Below are 15,893 nucleotides of genomic sequence, written 5' to 3'. Positions count from 1 at the left end.
TCCGTATTGGATACGGTGTGGTCAGCGGGTGCTTGATGTATACAGTTTTGTGGGTTCTTTCGCAATGACTGCAGCTCGAGGTGGAGCTAGGGAAGTGCGTGCTATAGATGCGAATGTATTTACTCTTGAAGTGGGAGCGGAGTGCGCTCGAGCAAATGGCTTGCATACCGGCATCCATTGTGAAAGGAAGGACGCTAGCAAGGCTCTTCAAGGGTCAGGACAGGGAGGTGGATGCGACATCGTGGTACTCGATCCATCTCGTCTTGTTCCTTCTAAAGCTGCTTGTGTGTGTGTTCAAAGTTTACGCAAAACTGGCGGAACTTGGATGCTGCGCTGCGCGTCCGTGGGGGGTTCTGCTGTTTTGTTCATGCTCGGCTGCGTTCGGTGCTAGTTTGCTCGCTCGGGCTATTGCAGTAGGGGCCGCGCGCACGCGTTGCTGCATTCTTATTTGGGAACGTCATTCTCAGGGGGTTAATCATTCTCTGTTCCTGCCCCTTTCCCTGAAGGGTTGTACTTTGCATGCTGTGTTGGCCAGGATAGAGATTCGTTGAGTCCTGTCGATGGTGTGATTGAATTTGATGGAGAATGGCTCTGAATGAAATGGTGCTTAGCGTATGTTGATTGAGGGTATAGAAGGAATTCGATGAGTGGAGAAAAGATTGAGTTTGTGGTACCCTCCACTCTTGATAGAATGCGGCTTGATAAAGCAGTTGTCCGGCTGACGCATGGAATGTCGCGCGCTTGTGTTAAGCGCGCTGTGCAGGAAGGAATGGTGAGTGTCAATGGTGTGCGACGGGCTAAAGGGTGGTGTGTATCCACAGGGGAAGTCATTGCCCTTGAAAACATGGAGAAGTATACGATAGCTCCTGCGCTCCCCTGTCCGGAGGCATCTCTCACCTTGCGGTTGGTTTCGGATGCCGCGCTCATCGCTGACAAACCGGCTGGCCAGCCTACCGCTCCACTCCGTTCATTGGAGGTTGGGACCCTTGCCAATGCGCTGGTCGGTCATTATCCTGAACTCGCTGGGATTGGTTACTCTCCTCGGGAGCCAGGGCTCCTTCATCGCCTTGACACTTATACCTCTGGACTCGTGCTGGTGGCGCGTCATCAGAAGGCGTTCGAGGTATTCTCTGATGCTCTTCGATCAGGGAATTTGTGCAAACGGTATCTTCTGGTCTGTGCTTCAGATGGATTGCCTGAATCGGGAGAAATAGCATTTCCAATCGCTGCTCACCCTAAGGATGCTAGAAAAATACACTCTTGTGTTCATTCGTATGACCAAGTGAAATATGCTCATCGACCTGCTCTCACCACCTATCGGGTGGTCAGACGTGTCCATCGATGGGCTTTGGTCGAGGCTCAGGTGAACTGTGCATTGCGGCATCAGATTCGAGTCCATTTTATGGCTATAGGCTATCCCCTCGTAGGGGACTCTCTCTATGGAGGTGAATTGATCCATGGATTCAATCGCCATGCCCTGCACGCTTCTTATCTTTTCTTTAAAGGAAAAGATGGTTTTGAGCCATGGGAGGTCAATTCTCCCCTCCCCCCTGAGATGGAGGCCTTACTTGTTTCTTGAAAAGACATGTGTTTGTTTTCTCTCTCGCTCTTTTTGAGTCTATCATTTACCGTGGAACGATAACGGTCGCTGTGATGGATTGTAGCTGCTTTCAATGACATGATGACTTCCTTGTATCGTCCAAAAAGTACTTCACAAGAAAAAAATTCCCTTCTTCTGCCTCTCTTTTGTGGGGGTGGATTGTTGGGGTTGCTCGTATTCCTGTTTGTTAGCAGATTGCCCGACCAGAATGTTCAGGGACTTGTGCGTATTCTTGAGCAAGCGAGTCATGTGCAGGTCCATGCTTCGAGTATTCGCTGGGCCCCTTCTCAAGGACTTTTCAGGGATTGTTGGAATGGCCGCTCTCTTTTCTTCCTTGGAAGCGAATCGGATCGACTGCGCGATGTATGGTCTGCTCGCGTTCGAATAGGGCCTAATGGACGGCTCCTTGGAGTGGCTGGAATATACAACCTGACTTCTACAGAATTAGGGGATGAATACGCACTGGTGTTGAAGGGAAGGTGGGTGGCCTTTGCTACCTTGGCCTATCATCAGGTACAGAGCGTTACGGTATTTGATAGGGCTGGAGAGGATGCACAACGATTGGAAGAAGGGCTTACAGATCGATGGGCACGTTCTTTAACGAACTACCAACGTACAGGGAGTACTGCAGGGATGGGGAAATTGACGATATCCTTTGAACAACCCCCTCGGCAAATTGGTCTTTTTCTTGAGGATTCTCAGCTCCGGCTAGAATGGATGGAGCAAGACGGATTCCATCAGGAAGTAGCTAACTTGGAAAAAGGGGAGTTTGTTTCAGAAGGACGGGGTGTGCAGATCGATCGAGCAGAACCTGTTCAGAAACAGTTGATCCATTGGCTTGTTGATACGGTACGATCTGTTTCTTGGATCGGTCCTGCGCCGATTGCCTGGCTCGAAGAAAGATTTTTTGGAGCGCGAGATTGGCTTCGCCGATTTTGCTTTTGGTGGGGGAAAGGAGAGCCCTCACTCGCCTCATCAGAAAAAGAAGAGAAACCTTCCACCTTTCCGCTGCATCCTGAACTCTCAGATGCTGAGGGAAAAGGATGGCCACCGCCTCCCATTGAAAGCGTTTGGTCATCCCCTGAACCCGATGAAGGCCGATGGAAAGTTCCTCCTATTCCGTGGATCCGCTCCCTGTCGATTGGAGATATAAAGGCCCCCCCTCCATTTTTTCAGACGTTTGTCCGTCCTGATAAACAGCGATCTTACGTTAAAGTTTTCCTGGTCGTTATGGACATGCGTCAATTAGAACTGGAGATGGAGGGTGGCTCCGAAGACCCCAAACCTTCTTTGGGTCCTTTTGGTTTGGGACGTATTCCAAGAGATCCTGCTATTTCTAGACGGGTACTCGCTGCATTTAATGGGGCATTTAAGAGTGAACATGGTTACTACGGGATGATGGTCCATCGCAGGATCCTCCTTCCCCCTCAACCCAATGCGGCCACAGTCGCCGTTTTATCGGACAAGCGGGTTGCTATGGGAACGTGGGGTCCTGTCGAGACGTTGAATGGGTTTGCTGGAATTGACCCAAGCCAAATTGTCTCGCTGCGGCAGAATCTTGATCCTCTTGTTGATCATTTTGAGGTCAATCCGACGAAACGGGGGCTATGGGGATATACGTTGCCCGGGACAGGAGTCCAGACAGAACGTTCTGCTGTGGGATTGACGGAGGGCGGCCATCTCCTTTATGCTTGGAGCGATGATGCGAGTGCAACGACCTTAGGACGAGGAATGAAAATGGCAGGCTGCGTGTACGGTATTCATCTCGACATGAATCCGAAAAATACAGGTTTTCTGTTCGCTGCCATTGAAGACTTGAAAGGGCGCCGTTATCGCACCGCACTGCTCAATCCTCTCATGGGCATTGCAGCTAATCGATACATTGAGCATGCATCCAAAGACTTTTTCTATCTTTTGCTGAGAGATCCCATCCCACCTCCTCTTCCAGGTCTCACGCCTGTGGACGCCAAGGAACCATTTTGGTCAGTTTCTCCAGGCACTCAATCCTCTCCGTCGTGGTTGCCAGCTCTCTGGTCGGCCCGTATCTTGTGGGACCAAGACCCTGTCGAAATTCTTCAAGTAGTTCCTGGTCGCGTTCGCTTCCGTCTTCAGCTGGGTTCGAAAGAGCCTGATCCCAAAACAGGAGTCTCTCGCCCTTCTCCTATCCGGGAGGACAGTTCGGCGCATATTTTGGCAAGTGTAGGTATGGGATTTTCTACAGATCGCGATATGTATGGCATTGCTGTTCGGGGAATGCAGTTTCTTCCTTTCCTGCAGAATAAGGCGGCGAGGACAGATATGCATCGTGCTCTTCTCGTTGCGGATACGGATGGGAAGCTTGCTATTCATCCCTCTGAAGAAGGTTTTCAACTTCTCCCTGGTACGGATGCAATTGAGCTTCCATTACTTGTGGATGGAGGTAATCCGATAATTTCTGAGCTACACGGAAGTAACCCAATTCAACAAGTCCAACGGACCGCGCTGGGATTAACGGAAAAGGGCCAAGTCCTGATTGCGCGAGGCTCAGTAGCTCCATCGGCTCTGGCTAAAATTCTAGCGCGCGCAGGATGTTCTCATGCTGTCTTGTTTAATCGAGGTGGCTCAGCAGAGGGTTTTTTGCATCGGACAGGGACGAATCATCCCCCGTTGATTCGCTATCCAGAGTCAGCCCTCTACATGATAGCCACGACCATGCTACCCAACGCCTTTCATGCATCTCCTTTTTCCTCTCCTCTTCCTCCGTAATCAAATGTAATTCAAGCATGATTCTTGTAGGGTGGCCATTGATGAATATGACTGTGTAGCGCAGATGTAAAAATGTCTCAATTGAATTATTGGAAGATGGAATCGACAGATCCCGCATTTAAGATACTTTTCCTCATCTATATTTGTAAGAATATGAAAAATGAATCACTTTTAAAAGTAAATTTAATATTAGTGGAATTACTAGTTTATGGTAGCCTTTCCTTTTATAAGGCGGCGGTTGATTTTAATTGGCAGATTTGTTAAAAAAGATTAAAGCTTTATGGTAGTAGAGTGGAGTATTCTTACCTGTGAGTTCTTGGTTTATTGAGTACTTCTGAGGAGGAAGGACCCCTTGTTGAGAAGCCTCTCAAAGTGTTAATTATGACTGTTTAATGCCTTGGAAAGATGAGGTTAGGTAAACCAGAATGAAACGTCTGATTATTGTGGGGGCAGGAGGCTTTGGTCGTACTTTATTAGATTGGGTAAAGCGTGTTCCTAATTTTCAATATAAATGGCCCTTTATCGGATTTATTGATGATAATCCTAAAGCACTTGAAGCATATAATTATCCCCATTCAGTAGTTGGATCTCCAACAACATATCATGTTACTTCTGAGGATGAGTTTTTACTCGCTATTGCTGAACCCAAAGCTAAGCTAAATGTTGTAGAAGCTCTTGTAGGTAAAGGTGCAAAATTTATATCTTTTTGTCACCCTCAACAGCAAAACTTGTCAGGTAACATTAAATTGGGGTATGGAACTTGTTTTGGATTTGCTGTAAGCATTGGTTGCGATACTGAAGTTGCTGATTGGGTTCATGTTGACTCTTATGCACATATTGGGCATGATGTGACAATCGGCAGTGGGACTACAGTAAGTGCTCACTGTAATGTATTAGGGAGGGTTAAAATAGGAAAAGGTGTTTTTTTGGGAGCGGGAGCTATTGTGCTGCCGAGTGTTTCTATCGGTGATTTTGCTCGTGTTGGTGCAGGGAGTGTGGTTGTCCGACCAGTACTAGCTAATCAGACGGTATTTTCTCCTCCGGCGAAATTATTATGTTGAATCTGTGAGTATGAAGAAGAGGAATTGAATTGTGAAAAAGGAAGAATTTCTTAAAGTGCTTGAGAAAATTCTGAATTTGGATAAGCAACATCTCTCTGGCGATGAGAGACTAGATGAGATTAATTGGGATTCTCTTAGCGTAGTCCGCTTTCTTGCTATGTGTGATGATGAATTGGGTGTTCAGTTGAGAGCGAGGGAAGTTAGCTTATGTAAATCTGTGAGCGATTTAATGGAGTTGCTTTCTGTTTCTGAATAAGTTTTAAAGCATAGTGTGGTTATATGGATAAAGATGGTTATTCTAAGTTTATGAATATCTGGATTAAAGCAGAAGTTATTTTGTAAAAATTTAAACATTTTATCAATAAAAAAGATGCATGAGTGTAAGCCACGTAAATAATGTGGGAATTCGAGGTATTGCTACTGCAGTGCCTTCTCATAAAGTGTCTTGGAGGGAAGCAGAGGCGATCTTTGGAGAGGATGCTGCTCGAATTGCTGAATACATTGGGGTAAAAAAACGTTGTGTTGTTAAAAATGAGAATATATGTGCTTCCGATCTTTGTTGGGAAGCTGCAGATAGGCTTATTAAAGAGCTTAATTGGGAACGAGATTCTGTTGATATCCTCGTTATGGTGACACAATCGCCTGATTACGTATTACCTGCTACAAGTTGTATTCTTCAACAGCGCTTGGCTCTATCACGAGCCTGTGCTGCGTTTGATGTGAATTTAGGTTGTTCTGGATACGTATATGGCTTATGGCTCGCTTCTCATTTGCTGTCTAGCGGCGCTGGAGGTCGTGCTCTTGTTCTTGCTGGTGACACTTCGTCTCGGGGAGTGTCTCCTTTAGACCGCGCGACAGCTATGCTGTTTGGTGATGCGGGTACAGCGACTGGACTCGAGCGTGTTAGTGTCGCATCGCCTATCACCTTTAAGATAGGAACTGATGGTAGTGGAGCGCAATATTTAATGATACCAGCAGGGGGTTTTCGTAAACCTCATTCTCCTGAAACATCGATCAGACGAAAGTACGATAAGAGAAATTTTCGAAGTGAGGAAGACCTATTTATGGATGGTGCAGAGGTCTTTTCATTTATGCAGCGTACGGTGCCTCCTCTTGTTTGTGAACTTCTTGAAATAAGTGGACTATCCAAGGACGATGTGGATGCGTTTGTAATGCATCAATCAAATCAGTTTGCGTTGAATTATTTATCGAAAAGGCTCAAGCTATCTGAAGGCAAGAACGTTATTGCAATGGAACAATTCGGGAATACAAGTTCAGCATCGATTCCGCTTGCTATAACTCATGCGCTGAGAAAACGTCTTTGTGAAGATTCCATGCGCCTTATGCTCGTTGGGTTTGGAGTAGGTTGGTCTTGGGGTGCATGCTTGCTCGAGTGTGGTCCAATCGTAATTCCAGAAATCATAGAAGTAAATAGCATTGCGAAACAAGAAAATACTGCTTGACCGCTTGCTTTATCCCTTCAAGATCGTTTCATCTTTTATTAACGACGGTGGGATTTAGGATTATAGCTATTTTATCTTACCGTGGCTTGTATTCTGGAGTAGCGCTTTGAGATTCCCATATCTGTGGGGTGCTTGGTTGCGGCTTCCTCTACGATCCCAATTGCGCTTTGCAGATCACAAAATAGGTCGTGGGAGGATATGCGAGTAATGCTGGTTGGGTTTGGAGTGGGGTATTTGTGGAGTGCTACATTGGTGAGATGATGCGCTCGGTGAGCAGATTCATTTGTGTTTCGGGAATTGTGCAGTACGGATTGCGGTGGGGGATGCTATTCATACTCTGAAGAGAAGTTTAAAGTGAGGTGGGTTGGGGCAAAAGCAGAGGATGGCCTAAAGTTCAATTTATTGTTTGAGGACGGTGAGAGAGAAGGGGAAGGGAGGGTCATGGTCGCTGAAGGGATAGGAACGAAGCCCGCTTGTGAATCTATTTTATGATTGATGTCCAGAGGATTCTGAGAAGGGGGGATGGTATTTGCTAAGGAGCCCGCTTCCTCTAAGTCGGTTGCGGTTTCATTTGATTTAGGCGCTTTCTCTGTGTGGTGGTAGCGGGGAGGTTCTCCAGGGTGCGAGTAATCTATCCAAAAAGCGGATGTCGGGCGTACATCCAAGTGCACAAAAACACTGTTAGGATAGTACCCGACTCCTACATTGTGAAAGCTTTTACAATAGTCTCGCAATATTTCATTGGGGATACCTGCCACTCGGAAGTCGATCGCGTGTCCTGCATTGTGTTTCGAATGGGGAGTGTATTGAGTTGGAGAAAAGGGGCGAAATCCGCTGATAATTTCAATCCTGTGGCCGTGAAAGCGGTCGGATATGCGGGTCAGCAGACTAATCAAGCGTGGATGGATTGCATGGACGCGGTTGGGGAAAGAACGCATTAAATGACCAAACGCTTTGAGCACGTCGGGCTTTATTTTCCCTCCATTTCCGACTAACTTGATTCGCATCTCTTCACCTGTAGCGACCCGCATCGCGTGAATCACGCCTTTATGTGTACTCTTTTTAGAATGGGCAAGACTAGTTGTTTTGGATCTTTTCTGTGATGAGGGGGTGGGATTTTGCTTAGGAGAAGTAACCCTTGTAGCCTGCTTTAGCAGTGCCGCAGGCGCACTCTTTGCGAATGCTTTGCTCAGGGAAGACAGGCCAACTACAAGAGTGGCACAAAGCATACTTCGCCAATGTACAGAAAAACGAAAGGGAGCCATGCGTGGAACAGAAGTAAATCAAGGGGAAGAAAAATTTCATTAAATTTAAGCTAGATGAACTATTTCTGTCCACTTCTTTGTGAACAATGGTGCTCTTGTTTAAAGATCGCTTTTGTGTAACTGAATTTTTAGAGCGTATCACGAAGATATATTGTTGATTTTGTTCGCATCATAAGGATAGCCGATGTCTTTTTTTTCTCGCCTTCATGCACACTGTGGTGCTGGCTTTCTTTCTTCTTATGATTCTGGTGATTCTAGGAAAGAGTCGTGTGGAGATAATCCCCCTTCGTTTGCCTTTGCTCATACGCTGCGGCAATTTGAACGAGATCGCCCCTTTTTGGTGTCTCACCTGAAGCTCACACTGGTATTGGCAATAGAAGAGCGAGCCGTTGTAGGAACTGCAGCATTGCACATTCAGCGTGTCGATGCTGCAGCAACCGAAATTGCGCTGGATGCTGTGGAGTTTGAGGTGGAGCAAGTTGCTGTTGAAGGCCGACCTGCTTTGTTTCGATATGACAGGCGTCTCCTTGTGATTTCCATCCCGCTCGCTGTTAATGAATGCACGATTACGATCTCTTATCGCACAGTGCCTCGACGTGGACTCTATTTCTTAGCACCCGATAGCAATTTCCCGCATCGTCCTAGACAGGTGTGGACTCAGTGTCAGGAAGAGGATGCTCGTTATTGGTTCCCTGCGGTGGATAAACCGCATGTCAAAATGAAGACCGAGCTGACAGTTCTTGTTCCTCATGGTTGGTTTGCTCTTTCGAATGGGGAGCTTGTCCTCAAGGAAACCCCTTCTGATCAAGGGAGTCGATGGAAGTACAGATGGAGGATGGAGCGCCCTCACCCCAGTTATCTTGTTACATTGGTTGCGGGTGAATATGCTGAGCTCAAAGAATCCGATGCGATCTTGCCGATGTCTTATTTTGTCCCTCTTGGAAAAGAAGAAGATGGATGGCGAACCTTTAAAAATACGTATCGCATGCTCCAGTTGTTTGAGAAGCTCACGGGGGTCAAGTACCCATGGGCTCAGTACGCCCAGATCGTCGTTGCTGACTTTTTATTTGGGGGGATGGAGAATACGTCTGCTACTACGCTCTACGAGCACGTGTTGGTGGATGACCGCGCTGCGCTAGATATTTCCTCGGACAGTCTGATCGCCCATGAGTTGGCACATCAGTGGTTCGGCAACTATGTTACTTGTCGAGATTGGCCGGAGGGGTGGCTCAATGAGGGCTTTGCGACCTACATGGAGCATGTGTGGCGTGCAGCCGATCAAGGGAAAGATGAGTATGATTATGGGCTCAAGATCGATCTGGACGCTTATTTAGAAGAAGCGGCAAGCCGTTATCGTCGTCCTCTTGTGTGTCAGGAATATGATAGCCCTCTCGATCTTTTCGATCGTCACCTGTATGAAAAAGGTGGGCTTGTCCTACACCTTCTATGCAACTACCTTGGACCTGTGCAGTTCTGGAAAGGAATCCATCTCTATCTCACCAAGCATGCATATGATCTTGTGGAAACACGGGATCTAATGCGCGATTTGGAAGAAGTGAGCGGTAGAAGTCTCGCTTTCTTCTTTGATCAGTGGGTGTATCGAGCAGGTCATCCTCAACTTCATCTGGAGCTGCAGTGGAACAATGGCTTTCTGACCCTTAACGTCTGCCAGAAGCAATTGTCTCCGTCCTCTTCCCCCTCTAGTTTCCCCCCTTCCTCTTCTCTGCCACATGCCCTCCCATTTCGATTCCCTTTGATCTGCGAGATCGGGTTTGTTGCCAAAGATACTTCTCGAAAAAAAATAGAGGTAACACAGGCGATGGAGCAATTTGTTTTACCCTGTCCTGAACGGCCTTCTTTCGTCGTTGTCGATCCTGACATGGACATCATTGCAGAGGTTGAACTCAGAATTCCGTCCGATATGCTTTGTAATCAATTGCAGCATGCCCCTTCTGCTAGGGGTCGTTGGATTGCTGCAACTGCTCTGGGTACATGGGAAGATCGTATGGTCTTAGCCACCCTTGCGGATTGTTTAGCGAGAGAGGAAGAATTTTGGGGGGTTCGTGTGGAATGTGCAAATGCGCTTGCCAAGTTTCGCACTCTCAATTCTTTTGCCATCCTTCATCAAGCTGTCAAAACGGGTCACCCGAAAGTGCGTAGAGGGATTGTGGCTGCTCTTGGCCAATTTCGGACGGAACAAGCATATCAGGCTATCCTGCCTTATGCGTTGCAAGACACAAGTTATCTTGTTGAAGCAGCAGCGCTCCAGTCGTTGGGGAAAACTAGACAGCGAGGGGCTTTCGAGCATCTGGTGCAGGCATTGGCGCGTCCGTCGTGGGGGGACGTGATCAGCGTAGGTGCGATTCAGGGGCTTGCTGCATTGCGGGATCCACAAGCGATTCAACCTCTTTTGGAGAGAGTCCAAGGTAGTTATTCCAGTAAGATCAAAAATGCGGCAATGGCTGCGTTAGCCGCATTGACTGTAGAACAGCATGTCCGAGAGGTGATTGAAGAGCAGCTTGAAAATCGATGCCCTTCCGTGAGGGGAGGTGCTGCGCATGCCTTGAAAGGAATGGGGGAACGGAAAGCGATGGCTGCGTTAAGCGATCGCCTCGAGAGAGAACCCGATGCGCGCGCTAAGCGCTCGATGCGTGAGGCTCTTCGCGCGCTTGGTCAAGAACAGCAGGGGGCAGTGCAACAGTTACAGGAGCAGGTAGAGAAATTGGAAATGGAGCATGCCGCCATGAAATCGCGTCTTATTCAATTGGAAGCCCGCTTCGCTGAAGCAGGATCGTCTCCTGCTGTTCTCAAGGTAGGTCAGCATGTTTCTGGTGAGGATCGATGAACTATTCGGATAGTGTCTCTCAAGACAGAAGGGAGGAGTTTCTTGCGCTCCCTTCTTTGAAGGTGACTTGTCAGGGGGGAATTGCTCTTCTGACGTTGGATGCTCCGTCCTGCCTGAACAGTTTGTCCCGAGCCATGGTGATGAGTTTGGGGGTCGCTGCTCGCCGTGCAATTGTGGATCCGGCTATCCGTGCCATCGTTTTGACAGGGATGGGTAACAAAGCATTCTGTGCGGGAGCGGACCTCAAGGAGAGGCAAGAGATGACAGAGCAAGAGGTTCAAGAGCAGCTCGAGTGCTATGAAAAAGGGTTTTCACCTCTTGCTCATTCCCCAAAACCGGTGATTGCAGCGATCAATGGGATTGCATTGGGAGGAGGGGTAGAGCTCGCTCTCCTGTGCGATCTCAGAGTTGCTGTGCCTCACGCGCAATTTGGATTTCCTGAGATATCTCTTGGAATCATTCCGGGTGCAGGAGGAACTCAGCGGCTCCCCCGTTTGATCGGAGAGGGTAGGGCCAAAGAGATGATCTTGTTGGGCAGCAGGATCGATGCATTTCAGGCCTGTGCATGGGGTCTGATCAATCATGTTCTTCCAGAAGGGGAGGACGTCGTCCAAGGTACATTGGATTGGATAGAACCAATTATGCAGGGGGCTCCCTTGGCTCAGGCTGCAGCTTTGCGAGCGATTGACCAGACATCGGAGGTTGGGCTCGCCGAAGGGCTCATCAAAGAGAGAGAACAGTATGCAAGAGTGCTTAGCACCTGGGATCGCAAGGAGGCTTTACAGGCCTTTCAGGAGCGACGCAAACCTTCCTTTCGAGGAGAATGATAGTGATGGCTGATGATCACATGCTCAGGGACACGCTTTCGCGGATTCATCGTGGAGGGGACGTTCGGTATCATCAAAAGAATGAAGCAGCAGGGAAGCTTTTCTGTCGCGAAAGGATCACTCGTCTGGTCGATCCTGATTCCTTTGTGGAGGATGGAGCACTAGCCAATTGTCATGCCTATGAACTTCCTGCGGATGGGGTAATCATAGGGGTCGCCAAGGTGGACGGAAGGCCAGTAGCGATCATGGCCAACGATGCCACTGTGAAAGCTGGCTCGTGGGGGAAGAAAACAGTAGAGAAGATAATTCGCATTCAGGAAACAGCTTGTCGTCTCCAGGTCCCTCTTATTTATTTGGTGGATTCTGCAGGGGCGCGAATCCCCGATCAATTGGAAATGTTCCCTGGACGGCTCGGTGCAGGTCGTATCTTCTACAATCAAGTCCAGATGAGCGGGGTTGTCCCTCAGGTGTGTCTATTGTTTGGGCCGAGCGCGGCAGGGGGAGCCTATATCCCAGCCTTTTGTGATGTGGTGGGGATGGTCAAAGGGAATGCAAGCATGTATCTCGGATCTCCACGGATGGCTGAGTCCGTGATTGGAGAGAAAGTGACTCTGGAGGAAATGGGAGGTGCTCAGATGCATTGTTCTGTGTCCGGATGCGGAGACGTGCTCTGCTCGACAGAAGATGAGGCGATTGCCTTCTGCAAGCGCTACCTCGCTTACATGCCGTCTCATTGGCAGCAGTCCCCCCCTAGGGTTTTTTCTCGTCCCCCGTCTCCCACTGCCCGACCGATAGCAGAGATTATTCCTTCCGATGAACAGAAACCTTTTGATGTTCAACAGGTCATTGAAGCGCTGGTCGATGAAGGTTCGTGGCTGGAGATCAAATCTCTCTATGCGCGTGAGCTCCTCACAGGATTTGCCAGGATGGATGGACAAGTCATAGGCATTGTCGCTAACCAATCGAAATGGTTAGGGGGGGTTCTCTTCGTGGAGTCAGCGAACAAAGCAGCACGTTTCATCGAGCTGTGTGATGCATTCAATATCCCCTTGCTTTATTTAGTCGATGTTCCTGGTTTTATGATCGGAACCAAGGTGGAAAAACAGGGGATCATTCGGGCTGGTGCCAAAATGATCGCGGCGGTCAGTGAAGCGACTGTGCCGAAAATCAGCGTGATCCTGCGCAAAGCGTATGGAGCAGGTCTGTATGCGATGGGTGGACCTGCTTTTGCGCCAGATGTAGTGTTGGCTTTGTCAACAGCTTCCATTGCTGTGATGGGACCTCAAGCTGCTGTCAATGCTGTTTACTACCATCAGATCCGTCAAATCCAACCAGGGCCTGAACGCGATCAGCTGGTTTTCGAATTGCAGCAGCAATACCGCGCGGATATTGATATCTTTCGCGTCGCCTCAGAACTGGTTGTAGATGCACTCGTTGCGGCAGACTGTTTGCGCAAGGAGATTGTGTCAAGATTCTCCTATCTCACGAATAAGCAGGAGCCTCGTCCTTTAAAAAAACATAGGATCACCCCTCTCTGATGTATTTTACTTCTCGATGTCTCGTTCGATTGGTTAATTTTTTACTTGTTCTTGGGATCCTGAAGATCTCTCAGGCTTCAGCTCATCCTGATGAAACACCTCTTCTATCGGCGTTTGAAAAAGGATTGTTGTCCCCTGAAGGTCAAGAACTTTTGTCTCCATTTACAACTCATCCAGAACGGGGAGTAATTACAGCATTAATTGAGTTTCCAGAGAAAGGGGAATTGGGGAAAAAGCTCAGAAGAGAATTTGAAAAAAGAGGAGTTGAATTTTTGAGTCCTGGCATAGGTCACCTGACGACAACCCCTGCCAATATGCTTGTGTTTGACCGTCTCTACGGGGGGCGTGGCATCGAGCTTTCATTTCCTCTTCATTTCCTCCTCGATCGGGTTGGCACATATATCAGGGCTGCAGAAGCTAGGCAAGTGTATGGCCTAAGAGGGAAAGGGGTTTTGATCGGAGTTGCAGATACTGGAATTGATCTCTCACATCCTGATTTTATTGATGAGAGTGGGAAGACAAGAGTGGCATGGGTTCTCGATCTCACTCAAGCCCCTCTTGGTCTCTATCCTGACTTGGAGAAGAAATACGGTGTTAAAGATGGGGATGGACAGGTTATCAAGGGAGCTGTTTTGGCTGCGGCGGATATCAATGCCTCTCTTCATAAAGGTGATTTGTCTACGGTTGATTTGATGGGGCATGGTACCCATGTGGCCTCTATTGCCGCAGGAAATGGGAGAGCTCATCAGGATAAGCGTTATATGGGGGTTGCTCCTGAGGCTACCTTGATTGTCGCTAGGGTTTCTGAATTAGTATCTGGTATCGATGTCCAAGATCTGCTCAAGGGGGTGGCTTTTTTATTTGATCGGGCCAATGAGCTCCATCAACCGATTGTTGTAAATCTTTCTATGGGATCCACCATAGGACCCCATGATGGGACTTCTCTATGGGAGCAAGAGCTTGCAAGTTACGTTGGAGAGGATAAACCAGGTCGAGCGATCGTTGTTGCTGCAGGCAACATGGGGTTGCCTGTGAGGGGCGGAACTCACCAGAGCGTATATGTTTCAGAAGGGAATGTGATGCGAGTCCCTATCTATACGACAGGATCGAAGAAGGGAAGTGTCAACATTTGGGTTTCTAGCAACCAGACTGCTGAAATCGCTATTGGATTAGATATGCCAACGGGCTTTTCAGTACCTTTTGTAGAACTCAGACAAGTGGATTTCACGCTCGAGCAAAATTCCCGTGCGGCAGTGGCCAACTATGGAGGGCCAAGCGCTCATAACGCATTGAAGCATGCGAGGATTGCTTGGGTAGGACCTTGGCCTGCAGGTTCTTATTTCGTTAACTTGCGAGGGTGGGGGGTTGTTGATCTGTATCTCGCATCGAATGAAGCTGATGAAGATTCGTGGACATCCTTTGAAACAGGAGTGCGAATGGGCACAGTGACCCTTCCTGCCACGCATCCCAATCTAATTGCAGTAGGGTGTACGATAAGCCGTTCCCCGTGGACTGCGATTGACCAGACACACTATCAATTGGTCAGACCTCTATTTGATCCGAAGAGTGGATTCCTTCCGGTAGGAAGTGAATGGAGTCCTGCAATGGATGGAGACATCTGTGTATTCTCAGGGGCTGGGCCTACTGTCCAAGGGGTTCCAAAACCGGAAATTGCTGCTCCTGGTGCTGTGATTATTGGTGCGATGAGCAGTCAAACCACTTTGGATGAGCCGAGTAGTATGTTGAGGAAAGAGTGCACCTCCTCTTTTAGTCAGGGCCAGAAAAGGGAGAGGGGAACATGTTGGCCAATGGATCCATATTATGCATTATCGATGGGCTCTTCGATGTCATCCCCAGCGGTCGCAGGTGCAGTTGCACTTTTTTTTGAACAATATCCAGACCTCACGCAGGGGAAAATCAGGGATATCCTTCAAGCGGGTGCGCACTATTTTCGAGGGAGTGCCCCTTTTTCTGATCAATCGAGCCTCGGTGAGTTGGATGTCATGGGTTCTCTACAAGTTCTCGAACAAATCCAAAACCCTGCCCTTGCACTTCCTAGTCGTTCTACGAGTTGGCTCTTTTTGAGTTCTGAATTTATCCATGCGGATGGATCTCGGCCGATCTATGCACTGCTGCGTCTCCAGGCGGAAGACGGTCAACATCAGGCTGACGGATTTGATCTTGCCCGTCTGGAACCTTTTGTAGTTCTGTCTGGCCAGAGACAGCCTAATCCTCCTATCGAACGGAGAGGACCAGGTCTTTTCTCATTTACTGTGACAGTCCCTGCTGGATTTGGAGGCTCTTCTTTAACAGTATACGCTCTTTTTGATGGCGAAGCTATTGTTGAGCCAAAGACCATATCAGTTGCTGTCGATCCCTGGCGTTCTACATATCCTTCCCTTGTAAAAGGGGGTTGTGCAGTTGGATTGGGGTCTTTAGAAAGTGGAGATGGATTGGATTGGCTGATAGTGGGTCTATTGGGGGTAGGAGGTGTGTGTTTGCGGTGGCAATGCCGTCGTACTCATTCTTCCTTGCGCAATCGTTCCTGA

Annotated in this window: 12 protein-coding genes; 11 read left to right on the top strand and 1 reads right to left on the bottom strand. The window is 48.3% G+C overall.

The features are described from left to right. The first annotated feature begins 49 nt into the window (after positions 1–49). The 7 genes from BCY86_RS09395 to BCY86_RS10860 all read left to right on the top strand — a co-directional run bounded on the left by BCY86_RS09395 (position 50) and on the right by BCY86_RS10860 (position 7,130). Positions 50–391: a hypothetical protein gene (locus BCY86_RS09395; protein ID WP_156865172.1), complete on the top strand. Its 342-nt coding sequence runs from the start codon at positions 50–52 to the stop codon at positions 389–391. Between the two features lie 252 nt (positions 392–643). Further along, positions 644–1,579 carry an RluA family pseudouridine synthase gene (locus tag BCY86_RS08145; protein WP_245776226.1) on the top strand — a complete coding sequence of 312 codons (936 nt, stop codon included), beginning with the start codon at positions 644–646 and terminating at the stop codon, positions 1,577–1,579. A gap of 99 nt (positions 1,580–1,678) precedes the next feature. Then, on the top strand, positions 1,679–4,345 hold the full coding sequence (locus BCY86_RS08140; RefSeq protein WP_075277278.1) for a hypothetical protein: 2,667 nt from the start codon (positions 1,679–1,681) through the stop codon (positions 4,343–4,345). Positions 4,346–4,770: 425 nt separating this feature from the next. Next, a complete protein-coding gene (locus BCY86_RS10575; RefSeq protein WP_075277276.1) occupies positions 4,771–5,406 on the top strand; it encodes an acetyltransferase in 636 nt (211 codons plus the stop codon). Positions 5,407–5,437: 31 nt separating this feature from the next. Continuing rightward, the gene (locus BCY86_RS08125; protein ID WP_075277275.1) at positions 5,438–5,662 is read left to right on the top strand and encodes an acyl carrier protein; all 225 of its coding nucleotides are present in this window, start codon (positions 5,438–5,440) and stop codon (positions 5,660–5,662) included. Between the two features lie 118 nt (positions 5,663–5,780). Then, complete coding sequence (locus BCY86_RS08120) at positions 5,781–6,869, top strand: 3-oxoacyl-ACP synthase III family protein (RefSeq protein ID WP_075277274.1); 1,089 nt, start codon at positions 5,781–5,783, stop codon at positions 6,867–6,869. A 123-nt stretch (positions 6,870–6,992) separates the two neighbouring features. After that, positions 6,993–7,130 (top strand): 3-oxoacyl-[acyl-carrier-protein] synthase III C-terminal domain-containing protein, encoded by a 138-nt coding sequence (locus BCY86_RS10860; protein ID WP_216636015.1) that lies wholly within the window; start codon positions 6,993–6,995, stop codon positions 7,128–7,130. A 65-nt stretch (positions 7,131–7,195) separates the two neighbouring features. On the opposite strand, the gene BCY86_RS08110 is transcribed toward BCY86_RS10860, so the two are convergent. Beyond that, positions 7,196–7,912: a YcbK family protein gene (locus tag BCY86_RS08110; protein ID WP_075277273.1), complete on the bottom strand. Its 717-nt coding sequence runs from the start codon at positions 7,910–7,912 to the stop codon at positions 7,196–7,198. A 406-nt stretch (positions 7,913–8,318) separates the two neighbouring features. Between BCY86_RS08110 and BCY86_RS08100 the strand changes: the two genes are divergently transcribed. From BCY86_RS08100 to BCY86_RS08085, 4 genes are read left to right on the top strand one after another with little or no spacing between them, the layout of a single operon-like run. Beyond that, the gene (locus tag BCY86_RS08100; RefSeq protein ID WP_075277271.1) at positions 8,319–10,979 is read left to right on the top strand and encodes a M1 family aminopeptidase; all 2,661 of its coding nucleotides are present in this window, start codon (positions 8,319–8,321) and stop codon (positions 10,977–10,979) included. Continuing rightward, entirely contained in the window at positions 10,976–11,806 is an 831-nt protein-coding gene (locus tag BCY86_RS08095; protein WP_075277270.1) for an enoyl-CoA hydratase-related protein, read from the top strand. Before BCY86_RS08100 ends, BCY86_RS08095 begins: the two co-directional genes overlap by 4 nt. Positions 11,807–11,811: 5 nt before the next feature. Beyond that, the gene (locus tag BCY86_RS08090; RefSeq protein ID WP_075277666.1) at positions 11,812–13,344 is read left to right on the top strand and encodes an acyl-CoA carboxylase subunit beta; all 1,533 of its coding nucleotides are present in this window, start codon (positions 11,812–11,814) and stop codon (positions 13,342–13,344) included. Then, positions 13,344–15,893, top strand: a complete 2,550-nt coding sequence (locus tag BCY86_RS08085) for a S8 family serine peptidase (RefSeq protein WP_075277269.1) — start codon at positions 13,344–13,346, stop codon at positions 15,891–15,893. Before BCY86_RS08090 ends, BCY86_RS08085 begins: the two co-directional genes overlap by 1 nt.

Source organism: Pajaroellobacter abortibovis, from assembly GCF_001931505.1.
In the GTDB taxonomy this organism is placed as follows: Bacteria; Myxococcota_A; Polyangia; order Polyangiales; family Polyangiaceae; genus Pajaroellobacter; species Pajaroellobacter abortibovis.
The sequence above is the reverse complement of the archived record's forward strand: the minus strand, read 5'-3'. Positions and strand labels throughout refer to the sequence as shown.

What these genes read in the sequence shown, in the direction of transcription:
- BCY86_RS08145 (WP_245776226.1), top strand. Translation starts at nt 644, where the DNA reads ATGAGTGGAGAAAAGATTGAGTTTGTGGTACCCTCCACTCTTGATAGA.
- BCY86_RS08140 (WP_075277278.1), top strand. Translation starts at nt 1,679, where the DNA reads ATGATGACTTCCTTGTATCGTCCAAAAAGTACTTCACAAGAAAAAAAT.
- BCY86_RS10575 (WP_075277276.1), top strand. Translation starts at nt 4,771, where the DNA reads ATGAAACGTCTGATTATTGTGGGGGCAGGAGGCTTTGGTCGTACTTTA.
- BCY86_RS08120 (WP_075277274.1), top strand. Translation starts at nt 5,781, where the DNA reads ATGAGTGTAAGCCACGTAAATAATGTGGGAATTCGAGGTATTGCTACT.
- BCY86_RS08100 (WP_075277271.1), top strand. Translation starts at nt 8,319, where the DNA reads ATGTCTTTTTTTTCTCGCCTTCATGCACACTGTGGTGCTGGCTTTCTT.
- BCY86_RS08095 (WP_075277270.1), top strand. Translation starts at nt 10,976, where the DNA reads ATGAACTATTCGGATAGTGTCTCTCAAGACAGAAGGGAGGAGTTTCTT.
- BCY86_RS08090 (WP_075277666.1), top strand. Translation starts at nt 11,812, where the DNA reads ATGGCTGATGATCACATGCTCAGGGACACGCTTTCGCGGATTCATCGT.
- BCY86_RS08085 (WP_075277269.1), top strand. Translation starts at nt 13,344, where the DNA reads ATGTATTTTACTTCTCGATGTCTCGTTCGATTGGTTAATTTTTTACTT.